The organism is Nocardia sp. NPDC050412, assembly GCF_044458825.1.
Lineage (GTDB): Bacteria > Actinomycetota > Actinomycetes > Mycobacteriales > Mycobacteriaceae > Nocardia.
Window position 1 is genome coordinate 232654 of the sequence record NZ_JBITIJ010000009.1, and the last position, 20732, is coordinate 253385.

The window sequence follows — 20732 nt, forward strand, 5'->3', positions numbered from 1 at the left end:
TGCGAAATAGCATTCTTAAATTCGAGAACTACTCTCCCGTCCGATCGACAAGGACTGTGAATGACCGAAGTTACGGCGCGACCGTCCGAACACGCCGAGCCCACAGTGCGCACCGCCGCGGGGTCGGTCCGTGGTCGACGGGAGCACGACGTGGTCGTCTTCCGTGGGATCCCTTTCGCGCAACCACCGATCGGTACCGCGCGCTTCGCGGCACCGCAGCCGGTCGCGAAGTGGGACGGTGTCCGGGACGCCTTCGAATTCGGCCCACCGCCGCCGCAGGAAACCTCGTTCGGCAACCGCTCCGGCACTGTCGCGCTGCCGGACGGCGACGACTGGCTCACGGTGAACGTCTGGACACCCGATCCCGATCCGGCTGCACGTCGGCCGGTGCTGGTGTGGATCTACGGCGGCGCATACAAGCTCGGTTTCTCCGGCAGTCCCGGCTACGACGCGCAACACATCGCGCGGGACGGCGACCTCGTTGTCGTCACGCTGAACTACCGGGTCGGTATCGAGGGCTTCGCGCACATCGACGGCGCACCAGCCAACCGCGGTCTGCTCGACCAAGTCGCCGCCCTCGAGTGGGTGCGGGAGAACATCACCGCATTCGGCGGGGATCCCGATCAGGTCACCGTCTGCGGGGAATCCGCTGGGGCAGGGTCCATCGCGGCGCTGCTCGCCATGCCGAGGGCGGCCGGACTGTTTCGGCAAGCGATCCTGCAGAGCATGCCGGGCACCTTTTTCTCCGATGAGCTCGGCACCGATATCGCGAGGGCCATCGCCGCGCACGTCGGCCTGCGACCGACGGTGGCGGACCTGTCGGGTGTGGATCCACGGCAGTTGACCGACGCGGGAGCCGAAGTCGGCGCATCGATGCGGCAGTACGAGCGATGGGGTGCGGTGGCCCACACTATTACCGCGTTCTCGCCCGTGGTCGACGGCGAGGTACTGCCGAAGGCGCCGTGGCAAGCGCTCGCCGGCGGCTCTGCCCGCGACGTCACGGTGGTCATTGGGCACAACCGGGACGAATTCCGGCTGTTCCTCGCCCTCGGCGGCCAACTCGGCACGATCGATGACACGCAGGCGGCCGGTGCGCTGCAGGTGTTCGGCCCGGGATCCGACGGTGCGGACGCGTACCGTACGGCATTCCCCTGCGCCGGACCGGAGGAACTGTTCGAACTGGTTCAGACGGACTGGCTGTTCCGGATGCCCGCGCTGCACTTGGCCGATGCCCAGGCCGCAGGCGGTGGCCGAGCCTATATGTACGAGCTGACCTGGCCCGCACCCGGAAACGGCGGTGTCCTGCGCGCCTGCCACGGGCTCGACGGACCGCTGTTGTTCGCCGCCTTCGGTGCCCAGCTCGGCCCGCTGCTGCTCGGTCCCGAACCGTCGGCCGAAGCGCGGGAACTGTCGGCCTATATCCGTGCGCGCTGGAGCGGGTTCGCCAGGACGGGCGAACCAGGTTGGGCCGCTTACGATCCCGAGCAGCGTCTGACCCACATCCTCGATGTGCACCCTTCGGTCGCCCCTTATCCGGAGGAAACCTCCCGAAGTCTGTGGCGCGACCACGTCTTCTCCGCGCTGCCTCTTCGTGGTCAGCGGTAGCCGACGGCGACGAGCACCGCTCTCGGGTAATCAGCGGCCGATGAAGCCCGGCGCGCGTTTGGCTTTGAATGCCGCGATGCCCTCGGCGACATCAGCGGTCTCGAAGAGAGCGGACTGGCCTTCGCGCTCCAGATCGAGTGCCTGCTCCAGTTGGGCGAGGGCCATCGCATTGAACGCGCGCTTGGTGCGGGTATATGCCGCCGTCGGCCCATCGGCGAGCTTGGTTGTCAGCCTTGCGATTTCGGCATCGTAGTCGTCATCGGGCACGAACTGGCCGATCAGGCCCCATTCGGCCGCCACCGGTGCGGGAATGCGCTCGGCCAGCATGGCCATGCGTGCGGCGCGGGCATATCCGATCAGACTCGGGACCAGAGCGGTAGCGCCGCCATCGGGCATCAGGCCGATATTGGCGAAGGCGAGCAGGAGATAGGCGGATTCGCGGGCGACGGTGATATCCGCGGCCAGGGCCAGTGAGCAGCCGACGCCGACGGCAGGGCCGTTGATCGCGGCGAGCACGGGTTGTGGTGCGGCGCGCAGGGCGCGGATCAATCGGTTCGCCGCATCGAGGGTCGCGACCTGTGGACCGTTGCTGGCCGAGTTGGAAAGATCCGCTCCCGAACTGAAGGCCCGCCCGTTGCCGGTCAGCACGAATACCCGAACAGTCGAATCGTCGCCGAGTTTTTCGATGACCGCCGCGGCCTCGTTCATCATGTCGGTGTTGAGGGCGTTGAGCCGTTCGGGGCGGTTGAGGGTCAGCCGCACGATCGCGTCGGTTCGTTCCACGAGGACATCGGGCTGGTCGGGCATTGTCGGCCTTCCGGGTCGAGATCGGATCTGAGCTAATCTAACCAGATTAGGTATACTCTTTCCGGTCGAATGCGGCCATGTCCACTGGAGCGTCGATGCAGTTGGCCCGTCTCGCCGGCACGGTTAGTTTTAGCTATGCCGGATTCGGAGATCGATCTGTTCGACGAGTTCGCGGTGGAACTCACCGCGGACGGAACTCCGACCGCACCCATGGTGGTGGTCTCGCTGGACGCATTCGGCACAGAAACACCGGACCGAATCGCCCGGACCATCGAACGGATGAATCAGGCACTACCGCTGGTGATCGGGGTGCTGCGCGGCCCTGTGACACCGGGCCTTGCGCCGCTGCTGGAGGCGGCCACACTTACCGTCGCGACGGATGCCACGGCGAGTTCGCTGCCGCAGGCCGTCGTGGTGGACGATGTCGATGCCGCGCTCGATCTGTTACGGGCGGCGGTGCGGCGTTCACCGCGCGCGGCCGTTGCCTGCGGGCAGCTGCTGCGCCAGACGGTGCGATTGCCGACCGTGCCCGCGCTGGCGGCGGAGGCGGCGGTGTACTCGATGCTCCTCGGCGGCACCGAATTCGAGCGTTGGCTGGTCGAGCGTGGCGCGCCGCGCACGGTCGAACCACCATCGCATCCATTGGTCCGGACCTCCCGCGACGACGAGCGCCTGACGATCACGCTGGATCACCCGCAACGCCGCAACGCACTCAGCATGCGGCTGCGTGAGGAGCTGCTGGAGGCGGTGCGCCTGGCGGACCTCGACCCCACGCTCACCACAGTCGAAATCAACGGCGCGGGACCGGTTTTCAGCAGCGGCGGTGATCTGGACGAATTCGGTACAGCGACGGATCTGGTGGCCGCGTACCTGGTCCGGCTGGACGGGGCGCCATGGCGGATCATCGACCGCATTCGGGAGCGCGTCACGGTGCGCGCCCACGGCGCCTGCATCGGGGCGGGCGCGGAGGTCGCCGCCTTCGCGGGCACGGTGATCGCTGCCCCCGACACCTACTTCGCATTCCCGGAAGTGCGAATGGGCCTGGTGCCGGGAGCGGGCGGTACCGTCAGTGTGCCGCGACGGATCGGTCGCTGGCGCGCCGCCTGGTTGATGCTGACCGAACAGCGGTTGGCGGCGGCGGCAGCGTTGGAATGGGGCATGGTCGATGCGGTCGAACGGACGAGGAGGTGATCGCAACGGGTACCTCGGCTACAGCAGCGGTGCTGCGGGATTGGGTGTGCTCGCTGTGCCCGTCCGATGTCCTGTCGCGCCCGCTCGAAACGCAGCCGGAGTGCGCCGCGCTCGCCTGGGCCGCATCCGGCGGCATGGATCTGACCGGACGCCGCGACAGCGCCCCCGCCCTTTCTCCCGCAGCGGCGTACGGACTACTCCTCGAGACTGCCGAGGCCCTGGCGCGAATCACCGCAGAGGTCGGCTCCGAAGTCCGAGCCGACCCAGGGCTGTTACTGACCGGCCGAGCCGGACTCCTGAACCTACGACGCGCCGGTCAGCAAACGGCAGGCGGCGCCGGTCGATTACTGCGAACCTCGGACGGCTGGTGCGCGATCACCTTGAGCCGCCAAGACGACATCGACTCGATACCTGCGATCCTCGGCGTGGATTCGGTGCCCGACGATCCCTGGGAAACACTCACCGAAGCCGCCCGCGAGTGGACCGCAACCGACCTCGCCGACCGAGCACAGCTACTCGGCGTTCCCGCCGCCGCGCTACCCTCCGCTGTCCACCCTGCCGCCGCGCCCCCTGCCGCCACCGAGCTGTCTGCCGCTGCGCGCCCCGCCGCCGCACTTCCTGCCGACCCGCTCCCTAGCGCCGCGCCCCCTGCGGCCGCGCCCTCTGCCGCCGCGCCCCCTGCCGCCGCGTCCGCTGGTGCGCGCCCCGCCGCGGTGCCCGTCGACGCGGACTCTGCCGCCGCGGTGCCCGCTGCCGTGGACCCCGCCGCTGCGCCGTCTGCCGCCGTCCGCCCTGCCGCCGTCCTCCCGGCCGACGCACGTCCTCCCGCTGACGTACGCCCTGGCGCCGCGCCCCCTGCCGCTGCGCTGTCTGCGGCCAGGCGCCCGGCCGACGCGCGTCCCGCTGCTGCGCCGCCTGCTGCTGCGCCGCCTGCTGCTGCGCCGCCTGCTGCTGCGCCGCCTGCTGCTGCGCCGCCTGCTGCTGCGCCGCCTGCTGCTGCGCCCCCTGTCAGTGATTTGCCCGATGACGCGGTACGTCCTGTCGCGGGACCATCAGCCGCACCGTCCACGACGCCGGGTCCCCAATCCCCCTGGCAGACAAGGCGGATCGCCGAACCGGTCGTCGGAGCACGGCTCGACGGGGCGGTGGTCGTGGACCTGTCCTCGATGTGGGCGGGGCCGCTGTGTGCCCACCTGCTCGGGCGCGCCGGGGCGCGGGTCATCAAGGTAGAAAGCACCCGACGTCCGGATGGCGCACGCCGTGGTGATCCCCGGTTCTTCGATTGGCTCCACGACGGGCACGAACAGCTCGCCGTCGACTTCCATACGCCCGAAGGGCAGGCCAAACTGCGCGAGCTCATATCCACCGCGGATGTGGTGATCGAGGCATCCCGGCCGCGGGCACTGGCAGAACTGGGACTGGCTCCCGGGGAGCGCGTGCATCGCGACGGGCAGGTCTGGCTGAGCCTTACGGGGTATGGTCGCGCCGAGCCGATGCGGGTGGCGTTCGGCGATGACGCCGCGGTGGCGGGCGGGCTGGTCGGCTGGGACGGGGCTGAGCCGGTGTTCTGCGGTGACGCCATCGCCGATCCACTTACCGGAATCTGTGCTGCCCTTGCGGTGTGCTGTGCCGTTCTGGGTGGCGGAGGACAGCTGATTGATCTGTCCATGCGGGCCACCGCCGCCGCCTTTGCTGCGGCCCCCGCGCTCACCCATGGACCGCATCGAGTACTCGCCGATGGCGCGGATTGGGTTGTCGAATGCGCGCGATACGGTCGTTCGCAACGGGTGCTGCGCCCGCGGGTACCGCGCCTGGGTGGCGGGACATGAACGAAATATATTGTTCCCCATGCTGATTCGTGACGCCGAGGTATTCGGTTCCGGTCGGATGGACGTGCGCACTCGCGGCGGTGTCATCGTCGAATGCGCAACCGGATTGGTTCGCCTGCCAGGTGAGGACGAGATCAACGCAGCCGGTGGCTGGTTGTTGCCCGGACTGCACGACCACCACATTCACCTGCGTTCACTCGCGGCGACCTACGAATCCGTTCCGCTGGGCCCACCGCAGGTGCGCACCGCAACGGAGCTTGCGGCGCGACTACGGGAGATTGATCGAAAGCTGAAGCCGGGCAAGTGGATTCGTGGCACCGGCTACCACGAGTCGGTAGCCGGACCCCTCGATCGCGCGGCGCTCGACCGGATAGTCCCGCACCGTCCTGTGCGCGTACAGCACCGCACGGGTGTGCTGTGGCAGCTCAACTCGATGGCGTGCGACCTGGTCGACCTGGACAGTAATGATGCACCGGGTGTGGAACGCGACGAGACCGGTCGGCCGACCGGGCGATTGCGCCGACTGGACTCCTGGCTAGGGGAACGAATCGACTCGCGCACAACGGATCTGGCCGCCGTCAGCGTGGCTGCGGCGGCAATGGGCATCACCGGATTCACCGACGCGACCCCGGGACTCGCACAGGCCGATATCGACCAATTGGCCGAGACGGTCGACGCCGGGCGGATTGTCCAGCGCGTGCACTGCATGGCTCCTCCCGAAGTGTACGAGCCCGACGGCGCACGTTTCACGTTGGGCCCAACCAAGATCGTGCTCGACGATTTCGATCTGCCTGCCTTCGATGAATTCGCCGACCGGCTGCGCGTGATTCATGCGGCAGGCCGGTCAGTCGCGGTGCACTGCGTCACGCGGGTGCAGTTCATCTTGACCATGGCCGCACTGGATTCGGCCGGTGTGCGCGCGGGGGACCGGATCGAACACGGCGCGGTGATCCCGTACGAATCACTGGATTGGCTACGCGGACAGCATATTTCGGTCGTCACCCAACCGCATTTCGTGGTCGAACGAGCCGAGCAGTACCGCGCCGAGGTGCCCGCCGAGGATCTGCCGGATCTCTGGCGTCTGCGTTCGCTGCTCGATGCCGGGGTAGGGGTCGCAGCCGGATCCGATGCGCCATTCGGCGCGCCCGATCCGTGGTCGGTACTGCGTGCCGCGGTACATCGCCCGCCGGAATTCCATGCCGCGGAAGGAGTGTCGCTCCTCGCAGCGCTGTCACTGTTCTTCGGCGCATCCGACACCCCGGCGACACCGCGCCGGATCACACCAGGCGCGGTCGCTGACTTGACATTGCTGTCGGTGCCGCCGGATCAGGCCGCACACCACCTCGATGCCGAGCTCGTCTCGGCGACCATCGTGGCCGGTGAGCTGGTGTATTCGGGTCAGTAGACGCCGCACATACCGTCGATCGAGACCTCTTCGACCAGCCCGTCAGCGTTCACCAGGTCGGACTCGTGCGCAGTGCCCTGTTCCGCACGCCCTTCGAACCGATATTGTCAGTTTGTGACGAATATCGAACGATAGCGATGCCCACTAGCGGGCTCGGTTGGATCCCGGTGAGCGGGATGACCTCGAGTATGCCCGGTCTTCGCGTCGGTAGCCGCTTTCCGTAATCCCGAGACAGCCTCGCCAACCCGACCCGAGCTCGGCTTTCACGACTATGATCGGCAGGTCGGGGTCGGCAGTTCAGCCTCGAGAGGTGATCGTATGTTCCGACATTGCGGCTTCGGGGGTTCGCACGCATCGACGACGGTCGATTAGCCGATTCGTCATGCCCGATTCCGAGAACGACCGCACCCAGCGCGATATCCAGTTCGGAATCGTCGCGGAACTGACCGCCGCCGGATTCGAGGATGCCGAGGAGATCGGTCGCGGAGGTTTCGGGGTCGTCTACCGGTGTCTGGAGCGCTCGCTCGAGCGCACCGTCGCGGTCAAGGTGCTGACCTCGGAGATCACCGGCGACGAACGCGAGCGCTTCGTCCGCGAGCAGCACGCGCTCGGCCGACTCTCGGGCCACCCCAATATCGTTGCGGTCCACCAGGCCGATGTGACCGCCGACGGCCGCCCGTTCATCGTCATGCCGTTCCATTCGCGCGGTTCGCTGGATGCGCGATTGCGCGCGACGGGCCCGCTGCCGTGGCAGGAGTTGCTGTCGATCGGCGTGAAGATCGCCGGGGCGCTGGCCGCGGCGCATGCCGCGGGCACATTGCACCGTGATGTGAAGCCCGCGAACATCTTGGTGACCGACTACGGAGAGCCGCAACTGGCGGACTTCGGCATCGCGCATATCGGCGGTGGATTCGAAACCTCCGACGGACGCATCACCGGCACACCGGCATTCACCGCACCCGAGGTGCTGCGGGGCACGCCGCCGAGCGCGGTTGCGGACATCTACAGCCTCGGCGCCACTTTGTTCACCCTGCTGACCGGGCACGCGGCCGTCGAACGCCGCACTGGTGAGGCCGTGCTCGCGCATTTCGTCCGAGTCACCTCGACTCCCGGGCCAGACCTGGGCGAAGTCGATGTTCCCGCCGAACTCCGCGCCGCGATCGAAGCGGCGATGGCCACCGATCCGGATCGAAGACCGCGTACGGCAGTCGAATTCGGATATCTGCTGCGCGATGTCCAACGCCATAGTGGGCTCGATGTGGACGCCATGGCGGTGCCCGCGGACGCGCAGCAGCCGCGGTCCGGTCCGATAATGGTTCCCGCACAGCGTGGGACCGGCCCGCGCACCACGGCGCCACCGCCGGTCCCGTCCACCAAATATCGCCCGCCAACCTCGGCCCGTCCCCTGGTGGACCGGCCGCGGCTGCTGCGCAAACTGCAGGAGGGCGGCAATCGTCGACTACTGCTCATCCACGCGCCGCCGGGCTTCGGCAAGAGCACGCTGGCCGCGCAGTGGCGCGATGTGCTTACCGCACAAGGGATGTCGGTCGGCTGGTTGACGATCGACCACGACGACAACAATGTCGTCTGGTTCCTCGCCCACTTGGTCGAGGCGATTCGCCGAGCGCGCCCGGATCTGGCCGGCGGGCTGGTGACAATGCTGGAGGAGCGTTCCAGCGATGCCACTCGCTACGTGCTGGCATCGCTCATCGATGAAGTGCACGACAGCGGTGCGCCGATCGCCGTCGTCATCGATGACTGGAACCTGGTCACCGATGCCGGTACCCGCGCCGCCATGGAATTCCTGCTGGATAACGGATGTCATCACCTGCGGGTGATCGTCACCGGCCGAACGCGGGCGGGATTGCCGCTCAGCCGGATGCGGGTCGGTGACGAACTGGTCGAAATAGATTCCGACGACCTGCGGTTCGACGATGCCGAGTCGGCGGCGTTCTTGCTCGATATCAATCGGCTGAGGCTGGACCGATCGCAGGTCGCCGAACTGCTCGACTCGACCGAAGGCTGGATCGCGGCATTACAACTCGCCTCGCTGTCGCTGCGCGGTAGCCGTGACCCCGCCGGATTCATCGATCAACTCTCGGGCCGAAATCAGGCGATCGGCGAATACCTCGTAGAAAACGTGCTCGATACGCTGGATCCGGAGCTGCTCGACTTTCTGCTGGCGACCTCGATCACCGAAAAGATCTGTGCCGGACTGGCCGAAGCACTGTCGGGCCCTGCGGCTGCGCAGCTGTTGCAGCAGGTCAAGGCCCGAGATCTGTTCCTGCGCAATGTCGACTCCCTGGACAATATCGGCGGCGAATTCGAGTGGTTCCGCTATCACCGTATGTTCGGCGACTTCCTGCGTCGCAGGCTCGCCGAACAGGATCCCGACCGATGCCTGCGGCTGCATCGCATCGCGGCCGACTGGTTCGCCGATCACGCGATGTTGAACGAGGCGGTGGATCATGCACTGGCCGCCCATGATTCGGTGGGTGCGCTGCGATTGATCGAGGATCGCGCGACGGAACTGCTCGAGAGTGCCCGCACGGCCACGCTGCTCGGGCTGGTCGCGAAACTGCCGACCGCGGTCGCGGTATCGAGTGCGCGTCTACAACTGTTCGTGGCATGGGCGAATATCTCGCTGCAGCGGCCGGTGCCAGCCGAGGCGGCGTTGGATCGGGCCGACGCGGTGCCGGGTGCTGGTCAGCCGGATATGGACGACATCACCGATCTCCATGTCGAGGCCGCGCTGGCGCGTGCCGCGTGCCGACTCACCTCCGACCGAGTCGCGGAAATGCCGGAGCTCGTCGCGCATCGGCTCGAGACGGAGGTCAACCCATTCATCGCGACCATCGCGGCGGGCGTTGGATCGGCCGCCGCCCTCTATCGGTTCGACTTCGACGAGGTGTACCGGTGGCAGCGGTGGGTGGCGCCGCATCGGGCCCGGGTCAAGGGACCGACCGGCTTGCTGCACAGCTACGGCCTGACCGGTGTGGCTGCCTTCGAACAACTCGATATCGCGGCGGCACAGGCGCATCTGGAAACCGCTCGGGCGCTGGCACTGGAGACCGGCCGCTATTCCTACATCACGCGCATGACGGGCGCCTTGCTCGGTGCACTGTGTTATTGGCGGGGCGACATCGACGAGGCCAAGGGGCTGCTCGACGAGAGCGTCAAGGCGGGGCCCGAAGGTGGTGCCGTCGAATTCATGTCGGCGACCTATGGCATCGGCACGCGAATCGCGGCACTGCGTGGCGATCTCGAGGCAGCGCGGGAGCGGCTCGCCGAGGGGGCGAAGATGGCGCACAATCTCGCGCTGCCCCGGTTGGCCGCGCGCATTGTCAACGAACGGATCCGCCTCGGCCTGCCCATCGCCGCGGACGAGGTCGCCGCACTCGAGCGACTGGAGCCCTACCGCGCCGAAGGCGACGGGATCACCATCCTGATCTCGGAAATCCAGTGGGATTCGGCGATCCGGCTGCTATTGGCGGATCGCGCGGCTGGAAGCATCGAGACCGCCACCGTACTGGCCGAGCGGTTGGTCCGTGGCCTCGAACACCAGCGCCGCCCGCGGGCGCTATTGGAGGCGCGACTGCTGTTGGCGTGCTGCCTGGCGAGCGCGGGCCGTTTGGAAGAGGCTGTCGCGGTGCTGGATCCGGTATTGGCGCAGTGCGCTGAACTCGGCCTGCCGCGGTTGGCGGCTGATGCCGGAACTGCCATCGAGCCCGCCGTCGTCGCGCTCATCGGTACCGATCCGGCGCTGCGCCGGACGCCGCTGACATTTCTGACGCAGTTGCTGCCCGCCGGTACCGGGCGGCAGTAGCTCGGGAAAACATTTGTGGCGTGGATCACAGTCATTCGTCTTGGGTTGGCCGCAGAGGCTATATTGAGTGCACTTAATCTGGCTGTCACTCATTCGCCGGTCATCGCGTGCGAGGAGTGGACACATCGATGTGTTGCATGGCGAGGACACGACAATGGCTCGACACAATTCACCGACGGCGCTCGTATGCCAGCCCGAATGGAACCCGATTTCGCTGCGCCGGTCTCGCCCGTGTGGTGACGATTGCCGCATCCGAGTGCATTTTCACGGGCACCCCACGCTGCAGTATCGCGCGGCGCGGGAGGCCGCCGAGTGTTTCGCTGCGGCCGTGCGCGGATTGGGCGTGGACGTCGACATTGATACCGAGCTCGACGAGGGGCTGCTTCCGCTGCCCTGTGCGCGGCTGTGGACCTCTTAGCCAGATCCCGACAATGAGGAGTCTCTTTTCGCATGACTATGATCGATGCCGCGATCCTGGTACTCCGGCTGGTGGTCGGGCTGACCATGGCCGCGCACGGCTATAACCACCTGTTCGGCCCGGGTGGTGTGGCCGGTACGGCGGGGTGGTTCGCCTCGATGGGACTGCGGCCGCCCCGGGTGCACGCGATATTGAGCGGTGCCGGGGAGTTGGCGGCCGGAATCGCCTTCGCGGCCGGGCTACTCACCGCGCCCGCGGCGGCGTTCATCGTCGGCAGCATGGCGGTGGCCGCGGTCATCGCGCATCGGAAGAACGGCTTCTTCGTATTCAAGGACGGCTACGAGTATGTGCTGATGCTCGCTGTGGTAGCCGGTTGTATCGCGGCCATCGGGCCGGGCACGGCCTCGCTCGATAGCGCGCTCGGCATCGATACGACGCTCGACGGTGGTCTCGGATTGGCCGTCGCGGTAATCGGTGGCGTCGGCGGCGCGGCGATTCTGCTCGCCGTGAGTTGGCGGCCGAAAACGCAAGCAGAATAAGGGAATTCGACGACCCCGCACCGTCGTGGTGCGGGGCAGTTCGCTATCTCAGAACCACGCGCCTCGCTCGCCCATGGCGACCAGCTCGCCGAGCGCTTCGCTGGGCAAGGCGATCCGTGGCGTGGCAGGCATATGGCGTGGCCGGTCCGGCTGCGGTGTGACGCCGAACAACTTCTCGGATATCGCGTGCGCGGTATTGGCGACCAACGGCGCCAGTCGTTCGAGTGCGGCCTGGGCGTCGCAGACGATGGATATCGCGCCGATCGGCCCGTCCGGACCGCGCACCGCCGCACCGACACAGGCGATATGCGAATAACATTCGCCGCGCTCGAAGGCCAGGCCGTTGCGCCCGCGGATCCGGCTCAATTCCTGATGCAGGATGCCGATATCGCTGATGCTTCGGGCGGTTCGCCGCTGGATCGCGCCCTTGAACTGTTTGTCGACCCGCTCGGGTGACAACCAGGCGAGCATGCTTTTGCCGATGGCCGTGCAGTGCGCGGGGGCGCGGCCACCGACCCGTGATGGAATCTCCACCGCGGCCCGGCCGCCGAATTTATCCAGGTAGTAGACCTCGGTGCCATCCAGTACGGCCAGGTGCACGACCATCTCGGTGCGCACCGCCAGCGCGTGCAGTAGTGGGAAGGCCGCGGCACGCAATGCGTTGTGGCCGTCTTCTCGACCGCCGAGACCCAATGCTAGGGATCCGAGGCCGTACTCCCGGCCGTCGCGCTCGAGCCAGCGCAGCTGAACGAGATGTTTCAGGATGCGGTGGGTCGAGGACCGGGGTATGTTGGTCCGGCCGCTGACCTCCTCGAGCGTGAGGCGCGTCTGGGCGCCCCCGAACGATTCCATGATCAGTGTCATGCGTTCCACGAGCGAGGGGGATAACGCAGACTGCTCTGCGGCGTCGGCAGCTTCACTGATCCTCAACATCGAGGTCATCTCAGCGCCTCCTAACTTGGCCGGACTCGTACTTCAGCGGCCAGTCTAAACACGCGAAGGCGCCGGATCGGCGGAAATCGCCGAAATTTATACAGATCGGTACAGAGAACTTTTTGGAACAAAGAGGATACTGATCTGCCTCCCGGCTGTTACTCGCCGCCGGGCGCTCCTGGGCTCAGCCGGAAATGGATGCTTCCGGCCGAGCCTCAGGCTACTGAATATTGCTCGTGCTCAAGCAATCTCGGGTGTCGAGCCTGTCATTCGGCGGCGCCCGCGAGGTCGAGTGCCGCGAGGTCGAGTGCCGCGAGGTAGGAGAAGACGAGAGACGACCCGACCGGTGTCCCGGCGCCCGGGTACACCCGGCCGGACATGGCGGCCATCGTGTTACCGCTCGCGTACAGGCCCGCGATCGGCTCGCCGTCCTCGCGCAGCACGCGAGCGTGCTCGTCGGTCTTCACACCACCCTTGGTGCCGATGTCGGCGAGTGCGATGGTGGCGGTGTAGTAGGGCGGAGTGTCGATCGGCGCCACGAGCGGGTTCGGGTAGCCGTTGTCGAGGGGCTGCGCGTAGTTCATCACGGGTCCGGCGGGGAACCCGATGACGTACTGGGTCATCTGGTCCCAGGCGGTCTCGCCACGGTGGAACTTCTCGTCGACCCCCTTGTCGGCATAGGAATTGAACTCCTCGATCGACTTACGGAGGTTCTCGGCGGGCACGGCGATGAGATCGGCCAACTCCTCGATGGTGTCGGCCTTGCGCAGCGCACCCGATTCGAACCACTCCGGGCGGGGCGGCACGGCCGGGTCGCCACCGAAGCTGTCCCGGTCGATGTGGCGCTGATCGAAGATCCAGTGGCACGGAGTGTGCGCGACGCCGGTCTCCTTGTGCAGACGCAGCATCTCGCGCCCGGCCCGGTCGTAGGGCAGCAGTTCGTTCATGAAGCGCTCGCCCGCGCTGTTGACCCAGATGCCGCTGCGGCTACCGGTGTGGAAGACCGGTCGTCCGCCGGGTTGCACGAGACCGGGGATGTACCACGCTTGGTCCAGCAACTCGGTGGCCGCTCCGATCGCGACGGCAGCCTGCAGCGCGTCGCCGGTGTTCCCAGGAGCGCCATCGGACCAGTCACCGTGGTACGGGGCGACCTTGTGCTTCTCGCGCAGCTCGCGATTGCGCTCGAATCCGCCCGCGGCGAGGATGACGCCGCGGGTAGCGCGAATCCGGACCCGCTCGCCCTTGCTGACCGCCTCCACGCCGACCACTCGGTCGCCCTCGACGATCAGGCTCTCGAGCGCGGTCTCGAGCTTGTAGGAGCCGTTCCCGGTCTCCAGGAACGCCTTCAGCGTTCGCGCTATGAGCGCGCGGCCGCCGGTGAGCACGGGTGCCGGCTCTCCGCCCCAGATCTCGATGGGCAGCAGGTCGCGGATCAGCGGGGCGAGATCACCGAGTTCGGCGGCGTCGATCTCGGCCGGGAAGATGGTGTTGCCCGCGACCGTCGCGCCTGGCTTCTCCGCGAAGTAGTCGGGCACGGGCTGGTAGAAGAAGGACCCGAACCGCGGGTTCTGCTCGAGTTCGTCGATCAGTATCGGCCCGGTGCGCAGGTAGGCGTCTTGCAGGGCTTCGCGGGACGGGTCGTCGACGATCTCGCGGAGGTAGCCGCGCACCGTTTCGACATCGTTCTCGACGCCCGCGCGGCGCAGCGGGGCACTGCCCGGAAACCACAGTCCCGCACCGGAATAGGCGGTTGTGCCGCCGAGGCGGTCGGTCTTCTCGATGACGAGCGTGCGCAGGCCACGAGACGCGGCGGCGTAGGCGCCGACCAGCCCTCCTCCGGACCCGACGACCACGACGTCGTAGGTTTCCTCGTCAGCGGGCATGAGTATCTCCTTGCTTCCAGACCGCGAATCTCCTGCCATCGCCCGCCCAGTGACCTGGGTCACCCGGGGCGTGGATCTCCTGAGTGTGGGGGCTGCGGCAATCGGGCCGGGATCGGTTTCCGCTGTGCGGAAGGGGTGCCTGCTCCGGCCACGGCGACCGCGCGGCTTCCGGTGGGCGGAAATTCTCCTGGTGGCGCGCGCCACACGAATTAGCGTTCCTGGCCGTCAATCGATTTCAAGGAGAGCTTGCATGACTCTTTCCCACGACTACGATCCCGGCCCGCAGATCGCCCATGCCGGTGGCATCAATCTCGGCACGACGGACCTGGAGCGTTCGCTGGGGTTCTTCCGCGACCTGCTCGGCATGGAGGTCGTCGCGCAGACCGACGACGGTGTGGCCTACCTGCGCGGCTACCAGGAGCTCACCCACCACTCGCTCGTGCTGACCCAGCAGGACGAGGCCACGGTGAACACCTACAGTTTCCGGGTCCAGCGCCCGCAGGACGTCGAGCTCTTCCACAAGCAGCTCGAGCAGCAGGAGATCGAGTCGATCGAACTGCCCGCCGGGCACGAACTCGGCCGCGGCACCGCGATCCGCTTCCTGGTGCCGGGCAGTGAGCACCCGTTCGAGCTGTACTACGACATCGAAAAGCCGGTTGCCCCACCGGAATTACGCTCGAAGCTGCTGAGCAACAGCTCGCGCCGTCGCGGTTTCGGCGTGCGCCGCCTCGACCATCTCAATGTGCAGACCAGCGCGAGCACGGTGAATCAGTCCGAGCAGTGGCTGCGCGAAGCGCTGGGCTTCAAGCGCCGTGAGTTCGCGATGATCCCGCAGTTCCCGGAGACCATCATGGCTTCCTGGCTGTCGGTGACCCCGCAGGTGCACGACATCGCGATCGGTGTGAACGCGGAGGACGCGAAGGCACGGTTCCACCACATCGCCTTCAATATCGAGAACTACCACGACATTCTGCGGGCCGCGGACGAGATCCGTGATCTCGAGATCGACTTCGGGCATGGTCCGGGCAAGCACGGCATCGGTCAGGCCATGTACCTCTACATCCACGATCCCGGCTCCGGTCACCGCGTCGAGCTCTACTCCGGCGGGTATTTGATCATGGATCCGGATTGGCAGGCGCTCGAGTGGAAGGTGCCCGAGCTGATGTACGGCCAGACCTGGTACGGCGATGTCCTCGACGTCGGCCCGGGCGCCGGATTCCTCACCACCTCGCCGTCCGCGGGCCTGAAATGACGCAGCGGACCGCTGACGTCGATGGGCTCACCGTCAACTACCACGAGGTGGGCGAGGGTGAGCCGCTGATTCTGTTGCACGGTTCGGGGCCCGGCGTCAGCGCCTGGTCGAACTTTCAGCACAATCTGCCGGTCTTCGGCGAGCAGTTCCGGGTGATCGCGCCCGACCTGCCGGGCTTCGGCAGTAGCGCGCTTCCCGAACTCGACGAGATCTACCCGGTGGTCGCCGCGAAGCGAATCGCGCGGCTGATGGATCACCTCGGCATCGATTCCGCGGTGTTCATCGGCAACTCCATGGGCGGAGCGGTAGTGGCAGAACTGGCCGCGCTGCATCCCGAACGGGTGCGCCGGATGGCCATCATGGGCTCCGGCGGACTTTCGGTCGGCATCTTCCAGACCGACCCCAGCGAGGGCTTTCAGCGGCTGTTCGAATTCCTCGGCGATCCCACCCGCGACCGCATGATCGCCTGGATCAAGGCGATGGTCTTCAACCCCGCGCTGATCACCGACGAACTCGTCGACGAACGCATGCGCAATGCCACCGCCGAGGGCGTGGTAGATCGGATGAAGGTGATCTTCGGTTCGATGTTCGATCCGAAGCTGCGTCAGACGTATACGCCGCTGTGGACCAAGGCCGCCACCATCACGACCCCGACGCTGATGCTGTGGGGCCGCGACGACCGGATGCTGCCCTACGACCAGGCGCACTTCGCGAACCGCTGGCTGCCCGATGTCGAACTGCACACCTTCGCCCGCTGCGGGCATTGGGTGCAGATCGAGCGCAAGTCCGATTTCGAGCGGGTGGCGATCGAATTCCTCACCCGCAAACCGTCCGCCACGTAGTCCACTCGACTCCGGCGCACCATGCGTCTTTCCAGTGAGCGGAAAGTCCGTGGTGACCGAATGGACCAAGGAATCACAATGACCCAATCCCCTCGCCAGATCGGCACTTTCGGTGGCCATCGCGGCGGCACCTGTAGTTTCCCAGTAAGTAGGAGGTGTGCGTCGTGGCACACGAAGTAGTCCAACGTGTCGAGGAGCTGGGGCCGGAACTGGCCGCACTCGCCGAGGAGAACGAGAAGCTCGGCAAGCTGAGCGACAAGACCGCCCAACTGCTGCGTTCGGCCGGGGTGATCCGGCTGCTGCAGCCCAAGGAGTTCGGCGGTTATGAAGCGCACCCGCGCGACTTCGCCGAAGCCGTGATGGCGGTCGCCCAGCACGACCCCGCCGCGGGCTGGGTGTGCGGCGTCGTCGGCGTTCATCCGTGGGAGATGGCGCAGATGGATCCCCGTCTGCCGCAAGAGGTTTGGGGCGAGAACCAGGACACCTGGATCGCCTCGCCCTATATGCCGATGGGCGTCGCCGATCCGGTCGACGGCGGTTACCGGCTCACCGGGCGCTGGCCGTTCTCCTCGGGCACCGACCACTGCGACTGGGTCTTCCTCGGCGCACTGCTCGGTGACGGCACCGGCAAACCCGCCGGGCCGCCGACCGTGTTGCATGTGGTCGTTCCCCGCGCGGACTACAAGATCATCGACGATTCCTGGGACGTGGTCGGCCTGTGCGGCACCGGCAGTAAGGACGTCGTGATCGAGGGGGCGTTCCTGCCCGACTACCACGTCATCGTCCAGGACGAGATCATGCAGGGTGCGGCGGCCGAGAAGCGCGGGCTCACCGATACGGTGTACAAGCTGCCCTTCACCACCATGTTCCCGCTCGGGCTCACCGCCGCGGTCATCGGGATCTGCGAGGGCGGACTGGCCGTGCACCTGGCCCAACAGTGCGACCGCGTCGCGGTGACCGGTGTCCAGGTGCGCGACGATCCGTACACGCTCTACGCCGCGGGCGAAGCGGCTTCGGAGATCGAGGCCTCGCGGATTCAGTTGATCGAAGGCGTCAGTCGGCTCTACGACCAGGTGGAGGCCGGAAAGCCGGTCACGCTGGAGGATCGGTCGAATATCCGGCGCAATCAGGTCCGCTGTGCCTGGCGGGCGGTTTCGGCATTGGACGAGATCTTCGCACGCTCCGGTGGAAACGCCGGTCGGCGTAGTAACCCGATCCAGCGGTACTGGCGTGACGCGCATATGGCACTGCAGCACATGATCCACGTCCCCGGTACGGCCTACCATGCGAATTCCCTGGTCAAGATGGGGCTCGAGCTGCCGCCGTCGATGATCGTGATGGTCTGACGCGAGCGCGGTAGGGAGGACCGATCATGAACGAGATCCGATCGATGCAGGAGACGGTCGTGGCGATCAACGCGCGCCACTTCCGGGATGTGCTCGGCCATTTCCCCACGAGCGTGGTCGCGATCACCACACTCGACGACGATCGGCGCCCGCACGGGTTCATCGTCGGGACGTTCACCTCCGTCTCGCTCGACCCGCCCCTGGTGTCGTTCCTGGTGGACACATCTTCCACCACCCTGCGACGCATCCGCGAGACCGGGCGGTTCTGCGCAAATGCGTTGGCGGGCAACCAGGAACACGTGTCGCGGCGAATGGCGTCCAGGAGCGGCGACCGGTTCGAGGGCGTGCCGTGGCAGTCGTCCGCATTGGGCAATCCGGTATTGGATGGCGTTGTCGCGTGGGTGGACTGCACCGTTGCCCAGATCGTCGAGATCGGTGATCACGTCCTGGTCGTCGGGCAGGTGCACGAACTACGGGTGGAGTCGGTGCGTACTCCGCTGCTGTTCTTCCGCGGCGGGTACGGCGACTATCTCGCGAGCGCGCCGCTGGTATTGGAGCGGCTCGTCGGGTGGTAATCACCTGAACCCGGTGTGGCAGTGCGCAATTCGGCGACCCCGATGGCAGGGCAGGCCATCGGGGTCGCCGTCTGTTCAGACCAGCATTTCGTCGACGTACAACCCGAACGCGCCGCGGCCGCACAGCGCCAGTGACGATTCGACGTCGTTACCGGCGTGGATGCTGCCCGTATGCGCGTCCCGCCAGGCTCTTTCGATCGGATTGCCGCGACGTCGTGACATACCGCCCGCGGCCTGGAAAACCAGATCGATCGCGGTGATCGCACGCTCGGTGCCGCATACCTGATCCCGGCGGCCGCGCAGTCGTAGCTCCATCGAAATGTCCTCGCGGCGGCGCGCCCGCTCGTACAGATCGTGCAGGTTCCGGTGCAGCTGCAGGACGGCGGCGTCGACATCGGATTCGGCACGTGCGACGGCGATCTGCACGGACCGGTCCGTGCTGAGACCGCCGCCGCCGAAACTCGGTCGGTTGAGATTGCGCATGCGCGTGAGGAATTTCTCCAGACAGCCTTCGGCCAAGCCGATCATCGGCGCGGTGACCGAATAGCTGTACATCGTGCCGAACGGCATGCGATACAGCGGGCCGGTATTCAGTTTCTGGCCGGGACCACGACGATGGGTGACGTCGTAATTGCGCGTCGTTCGATATTCCGGGACGAAAATACGATCGATGTGCAGATCATGGCTGCCCGTGCCGCGCAGGCCGACGGCGTCCCACACCCTATCGATGCGGTAGTCCGCGCGCGGTACCAGCGCGGACACGATATCCACCGGATCACCGTTGTCCGCGTAAACAGTGCCGCCGAGTACTGCCCATGACGCATGCGCGCTGCCGGATGCGAAGCGCCAATGTCCACTGAGTTCATAGCCACCTTCGACCGGCGTCAACCGGCCGACCGGCGCATAGGACGGACAGATCAGCGCATTCGGGTTATCGGACCACACCTCGCGTTGTGCGCGTTCGTCGAAAAGCGCCATATGCCACGGAACGACTCCGAGTACCGAGGTCACCCACCCGGTGGAGCCGCAGGTGCCCGCGATCATTCGGACCACGTCGTAGAACTGATTCGGATCGGCCTCCAGGCCGCCGGTCCATTTCGGTTGCAGCAGCCGAAAGACCCCGGTGGCGATCAGGTCCCTCATCGTCTGTTCCGGAATTTCGCCGGTCACGTCGACCTGGGCCGCGCGTTCGGCCAGTTCCGGCAGCAGCCCGTGTACCGCCTCGGCTACATCGTTGTCCATGCGGTAATCCTGCGCCTCGAGCACCGCGTACTCCAGCCGCACACCTCGGATTCGCACGCGGCTGCCGCTCAACGGGATTACCCGCCGTGGCCGCCGCGGCGGCGGTTCGGCCGTCCCGCTCTGCGGAAGTTCGCCGCCAGTCGAATGTGCGGGTCATCACACTGGTGGAGCTTTCGTCCTCTGGACGGAATTGCTCGCGACGAGTGAACAGATCGAAGGAGATCCGTAGATGAAAAAGTCGGTCTATTTCAGATTGCAACGCTGGTCGGCGTGGAGCGGATTCCTGGTTCTCGTACTCATGCTGACCGCCTACGGGGTCGGCCATTTGCTATCACCCATGAGTCCGACGATGAGCCAGGGCGAGATCGTCGACTTCCTCGTGGAAAACCAGCACGGAATTCTGCTGTGTGTGGCCATCATGGTGCTGACGGTGCCATTCGAATATCCGTACGTGGTCGTGACCAGCATGCAGATGAAGCGGGTCGAAGGCGGCTGGGGCTGGCTATCGATGGTCCAGCTGACCACCGGTGTGGTCGCGCCGACCGGTTTCTTCTACCCCTTGGCGATTCTGGCCGCGGCCGCATACCGGCCCGAAAGCCATTCCCCCGATGTGCTGTCCGCGATGACCGACATTTTCTGGCTGATGTATGTGGGCAATGCCTGTATCTTCGTCCTGCAGGTCTGGTCGATCGGATTCGCTTCCTACTTCGACCAGCGCGCCAAGCCGATTTTCCCGCGCTGGTACGCGCACCTGAGCATGCTCCTGGGTGTACTGCTCATCTCGGGCGCCTTCGTATTCCTCAACAAGACCGGCCCGTTCGCGTGGAATGGCATTCTGGCCCAGGGTATTCCGGCGCTCGCCTACCTCGTGTGGAAGGTCGCCACGCCGCTGGTACTGCTGAAGGCGATCAAGGGCGAGGAAGCCGAACTCGCCGAAAAGGACACCGTCGAGGCGGAGCCTGCGACCGCATAACTCTGGTGCAGGCTGCCGGTTTCGTGCGGGTGGCACGAAACCGGCAGGGCACGTCTTCGAAGCCGC

Annotated in this window: 16 protein-coding genes and 1 pseudogene; 12 read left to right on the top strand and 5 right to left on the bottom strand. The window is 66.4% G+C overall.

What is annotated here, in order from left to right; translation table 11 throughout:
* The first annotated feature begins 60 nt into the window (after window positions 1-60).
* Window positions 61-1605 (top strand): carboxylesterase family protein, encoded by a 1545-nt coding sequence (locus ACIBI6_RS25625; protein ID WP_364342710.1) that lies wholly within the window; start codon window positions 61-63, stop codon window positions 1603-1605.
* Window positions 1606-1635: 30 nt separating this feature from the next.
* On the opposite strand, the gene ACIBI6_RS25630 is transcribed toward ACIBI6_RS25625, so the two are convergent.
* On the bottom strand, window positions 1636-2412 hold the full coding sequence (locus ACIBI6_RS25630) for an enoyl-CoA hydratase (protein ID WP_396958139.1): 777 nt from the start codon (window positions 2410-2412) through the stop codon (window positions 1636-1638).
* Window positions 2413-2547: 135 nt separating this feature from the next.
* Here ACIBI6_RS25630 and ACIBI6_RS25635 point away from each other — a divergent pair, with 135 nt between their 5' ends.
* The 3 genes from ACIBI6_RS25635 to ACIBI6_RS25645 are packed head-to-tail and all read left to right on the top strand — an operon-like array spanning window position 2548 to window position 6837.
* On the top strand, window positions 2548-3603 hold the full coding sequence (locus ACIBI6_RS25635; protein ID WP_396958140.1) for an enoyl-CoA hydratase/isomerase family protein: 1056 nt from the start codon (window positions 2548-2550) through the stop codon (window positions 3601-3603).
* On the top strand, window positions 3600-5432 hold the full coding sequence (locus ACIBI6_RS25640) for a CoA transferase (protein WP_396958141.1): 1833 nt from the start codon (window positions 3600-3602) through the stop codon (window positions 5430-5432). The genes ACIBI6_RS25635 and ACIBI6_RS25640 overlap by 4 nt, the downstream gene beginning before the upstream one ends.
* 19 nt (window positions 5433-5451) lie before the next feature.
* A complete protein-coding gene (locus tag ACIBI6_RS25645; RefSeq protein ID WP_396958142.1) occupies window positions 5452-6837 on the top strand; it encodes an amidohydrolase family protein in 1386 nt (461 codons plus the stop codon).
* Here the strand turns inward: ACIBI6_RS25645 and mftA are convergent.
* Window positions 6831-6902, bottom strand: a pseudogene (gene mftA, locus ACIBI6_RS25650) (mycofactocin precursor MftA); the annotation flags it as partial. The gene ACIBI6_RS25645 and the pseudogene mftA overlap by 7 nt on opposite strands.
* Before the next feature lie 317 nt (window positions 6903-7219).
* Here mftA and ACIBI6_RS25655 point away from each other — a divergent pair.
* From ACIBI6_RS25655 to ACIBI6_RS25665, 3 genes are all read left to right on the top strand, one after another.
* A complete protein-coding gene (locus ACIBI6_RS25655; protein ID WP_396958143.1) occupies window positions 7220-10663 on the top strand; it encodes a protein kinase in 3444 nt (1147 codons plus the stop codon).
* Window positions 10664-10817: 154 nt separating this feature from the next.
* On the top strand, window positions 10818-11081 hold the full coding sequence (locus ACIBI6_RS25660) for a hypothetical protein (RefSeq protein ID WP_396958144.1): 264 nt from the start codon (window positions 10818-10820) through the stop codon (window positions 11079-11081).
* Between the two features lie 32 nt (window positions 11082-11113).
* On the top strand, window positions 11114-11620 hold the full coding sequence (locus ACIBI6_RS25665; RefSeq protein WP_364342692.1) for a DoxX family protein: 507 nt from the start codon (window positions 11114-11116) through the stop codon (window positions 11618-11620).
* Window positions 11621-11668: 48 nt separating this feature from the next.
* On the opposite strand, the gene ACIBI6_RS25670 is transcribed toward ACIBI6_RS25665, so the two are convergent.
* Together ACIBI6_RS25670 and ACIBI6_RS25675 are read right to left on the bottom strand one after the other, a co-directional pair.
* The gene (locus ACIBI6_RS25670) at window positions 11669-12562 is read right to left on the bottom strand and encodes an IclR family transcriptional regulator (RefSeq protein ID WP_396958145.1); all 894 of its coding nucleotides are present in this window, start codon (window positions 12560-12562) and stop codon (window positions 11669-11671) included.
* Between the two features lie 257 nt (window positions 12563-12819).
* On the bottom strand, window positions 12820-14436 hold the full coding sequence (locus ACIBI6_RS25675; RefSeq protein WP_396958146.1) for an FAD-dependent oxidoreductase: 1617 nt from the start codon (window positions 14434-14436) through the stop codon (window positions 12820-12822).
* Window positions 14437-14686: 250 nt separating this feature from the next.
* Between ACIBI6_RS25675 and ACIBI6_RS25680 the strand changes: the two genes are divergently transcribed.
* The 4 genes from ACIBI6_RS25680 to ACIBI6_RS25695 all read left to right on the top strand — a co-directional run bounded on the left by ACIBI6_RS25680 (window position 14687) and on the right by ACIBI6_RS25695 (window position 18451).
* Window positions 14687-15688, top strand: a complete 1002-nt coding sequence (locus tag ACIBI6_RS25680; protein WP_364342682.1) for a VOC family protein — start codon at window positions 14687-14689, stop codon at window positions 15686-15688.
* Window positions 15685-16530, top strand: a complete 846-nt coding sequence (locus ACIBI6_RS25685) for an alpha/beta fold hydrolase (protein ID WP_364342679.1) — start codon at window positions 15685-15687, stop codon at window positions 16528-16530. The genes ACIBI6_RS25680 and ACIBI6_RS25685 overlap by 4 nt, the downstream gene beginning before the upstream one ends.
* 164 nt (window positions 16531-16694) lie before the next feature.
* Window positions 16695-17876 (top strand): hydroxylase, encoded by a 1182-nt coding sequence (locus ACIBI6_RS25690; RefSeq protein ID WP_396958147.1) that lies wholly within the window; start codon window positions 16695-16697, stop codon window positions 17874-17876.
* 26 nt (window positions 17877-17902) lie between these two features.
* Window positions 17903-18451, top strand: a complete 549-nt coding sequence (locus tag ACIBI6_RS25695) for a flavin reductase family protein (protein WP_364342673.1) — start codon at window positions 17903-17905, stop codon at window positions 18449-18451.
* Between the two features lie 75 nt (window positions 18452-18526).
* Here the strand turns inward: ACIBI6_RS25695 and hsaA are convergent, their stop codons facing one another.
* Complete coding sequence (gene hsaA / locus ACIBI6_RS25700; protein WP_364343087.1) at window positions 18527-19693, bottom strand: 3-hydroxy-9,10-secoandrosta-1,3,5(10)-triene-9,17-dione monooxygenase oxygenase subunit; 1167 nt, start codon at window positions 19691-19693, stop codon at window positions 18527-18529.
* A gap of 229 nt (window positions 19694-19922) precedes the next feature.
* Here hsaA and ACIBI6_RS25705 point away from each other — a divergent pair, with 229 nt between their 5' ends.
* A complete protein-coding gene (locus ACIBI6_RS25705; protein ID WP_364342670.1) occupies window positions 19923-20666 on the top strand; it encodes a hypothetical protein in 744 nt (247 codons plus the stop codon).
* The last annotated feature ends 66 nt before the right edge of the window (window positions 20667-20732 follow it).

Excerpts from the sequence above, each read along its gene's own strand:
- ACIBI6_RS25635 (WP_396958140.1), top strand. The coding sequence starts at position 2,548 with ATGCCGGATTCGGAGATCGATCTGTTCGACGAGTTCGCGGTGGAACTC.
- ACIBI6_RS25655 (WP_396958143.1), top strand. The coding sequence starts at position 7,220 with ATGCCCGATTCCGAGAACGACCGCACCCAGCGCGATATCCAGTTCGGA.
- ACIBI6_RS25645 (WP_396958142.1), top strand. The coding sequence starts at position 5,452 with ATGCTGATTCGTGACGCCGAGGTATTCGGTTCCGGTCGGATGGACGTG.
- ACIBI6_RS25665 (WP_364342692.1), top strand. The coding sequence starts at position 11,114 with ATGACTATGATCGATGCCGCGATCCTGGTACTCCGGCTGGTGGTCGGG.
- ACIBI6_RS25685 (WP_364342679.1), top strand. The coding sequence starts at position 15,685 with ATGACGCAGCGGACCGCTGACGTCGATGGGCTCACCGTCAACTACCAC.
- ACIBI6_RS25675 (WP_396958146.1), bottom strand. The coding sequence starts at position 14,436 with ATGCCCGCTGACGAGGAAACCTACGACGTCGTGGTCGTCGGGTCCGGA.
- hsaA (WP_364343087.1), bottom strand. The coding sequence starts at position 19,693 with ATGGACAACGATGTAGCCGAGGCGGTACACGGGCTGCTGCCGGAACTG.
- ACIBI6_RS25695 (WP_364342673.1), top strand. The coding sequence starts at position 17,903 with ATGAACGAGATCCGATCGATGCAGGAGACGGTCGTGGCGATCAACGCG.
- ACIBI6_RS25680 (WP_364342682.1), top strand. The coding sequence starts at position 14,687 with ATGACTCTTTCCCACGACTACGATCCCGGCCCGCAGATCGCCCATGCC.
- ACIBI6_RS25670 (WP_396958145.1), bottom strand. The coding sequence starts at position 12,562 with ATGACCTCGATGTTGAGGATCAGTGAAGCTGCCGACGCCGCAGAGCAG.
- ACIBI6_RS25625 (WP_364342710.1), top strand. The coding sequence starts at position 61 with ATGACCGAAGTTACGGCGCGACCGTCCGAACACGCCGAGCCCACAGTG.
- ACIBI6_RS25660 (WP_396958144.1), top strand. The coding sequence starts at position 10,818 with ATGGCTCGACACAATTCACCGACGGCGCTCGTATGCCAGCCCGAATGG.
- ACIBI6_RS25630 (WP_396958139.1), bottom strand. The coding sequence starts at position 2,412 with ATGCCCGACCAGCCCGATGTCCTCGTGGAACGAACCGACGCGATCGTG.
- ACIBI6_RS25705 (WP_364342670.1), top strand. The coding sequence starts at position 19,923 with ATGAAAAAGTCGGTCTATTTCAGATTGCAACGCTGGTCGGCGTGGAGC.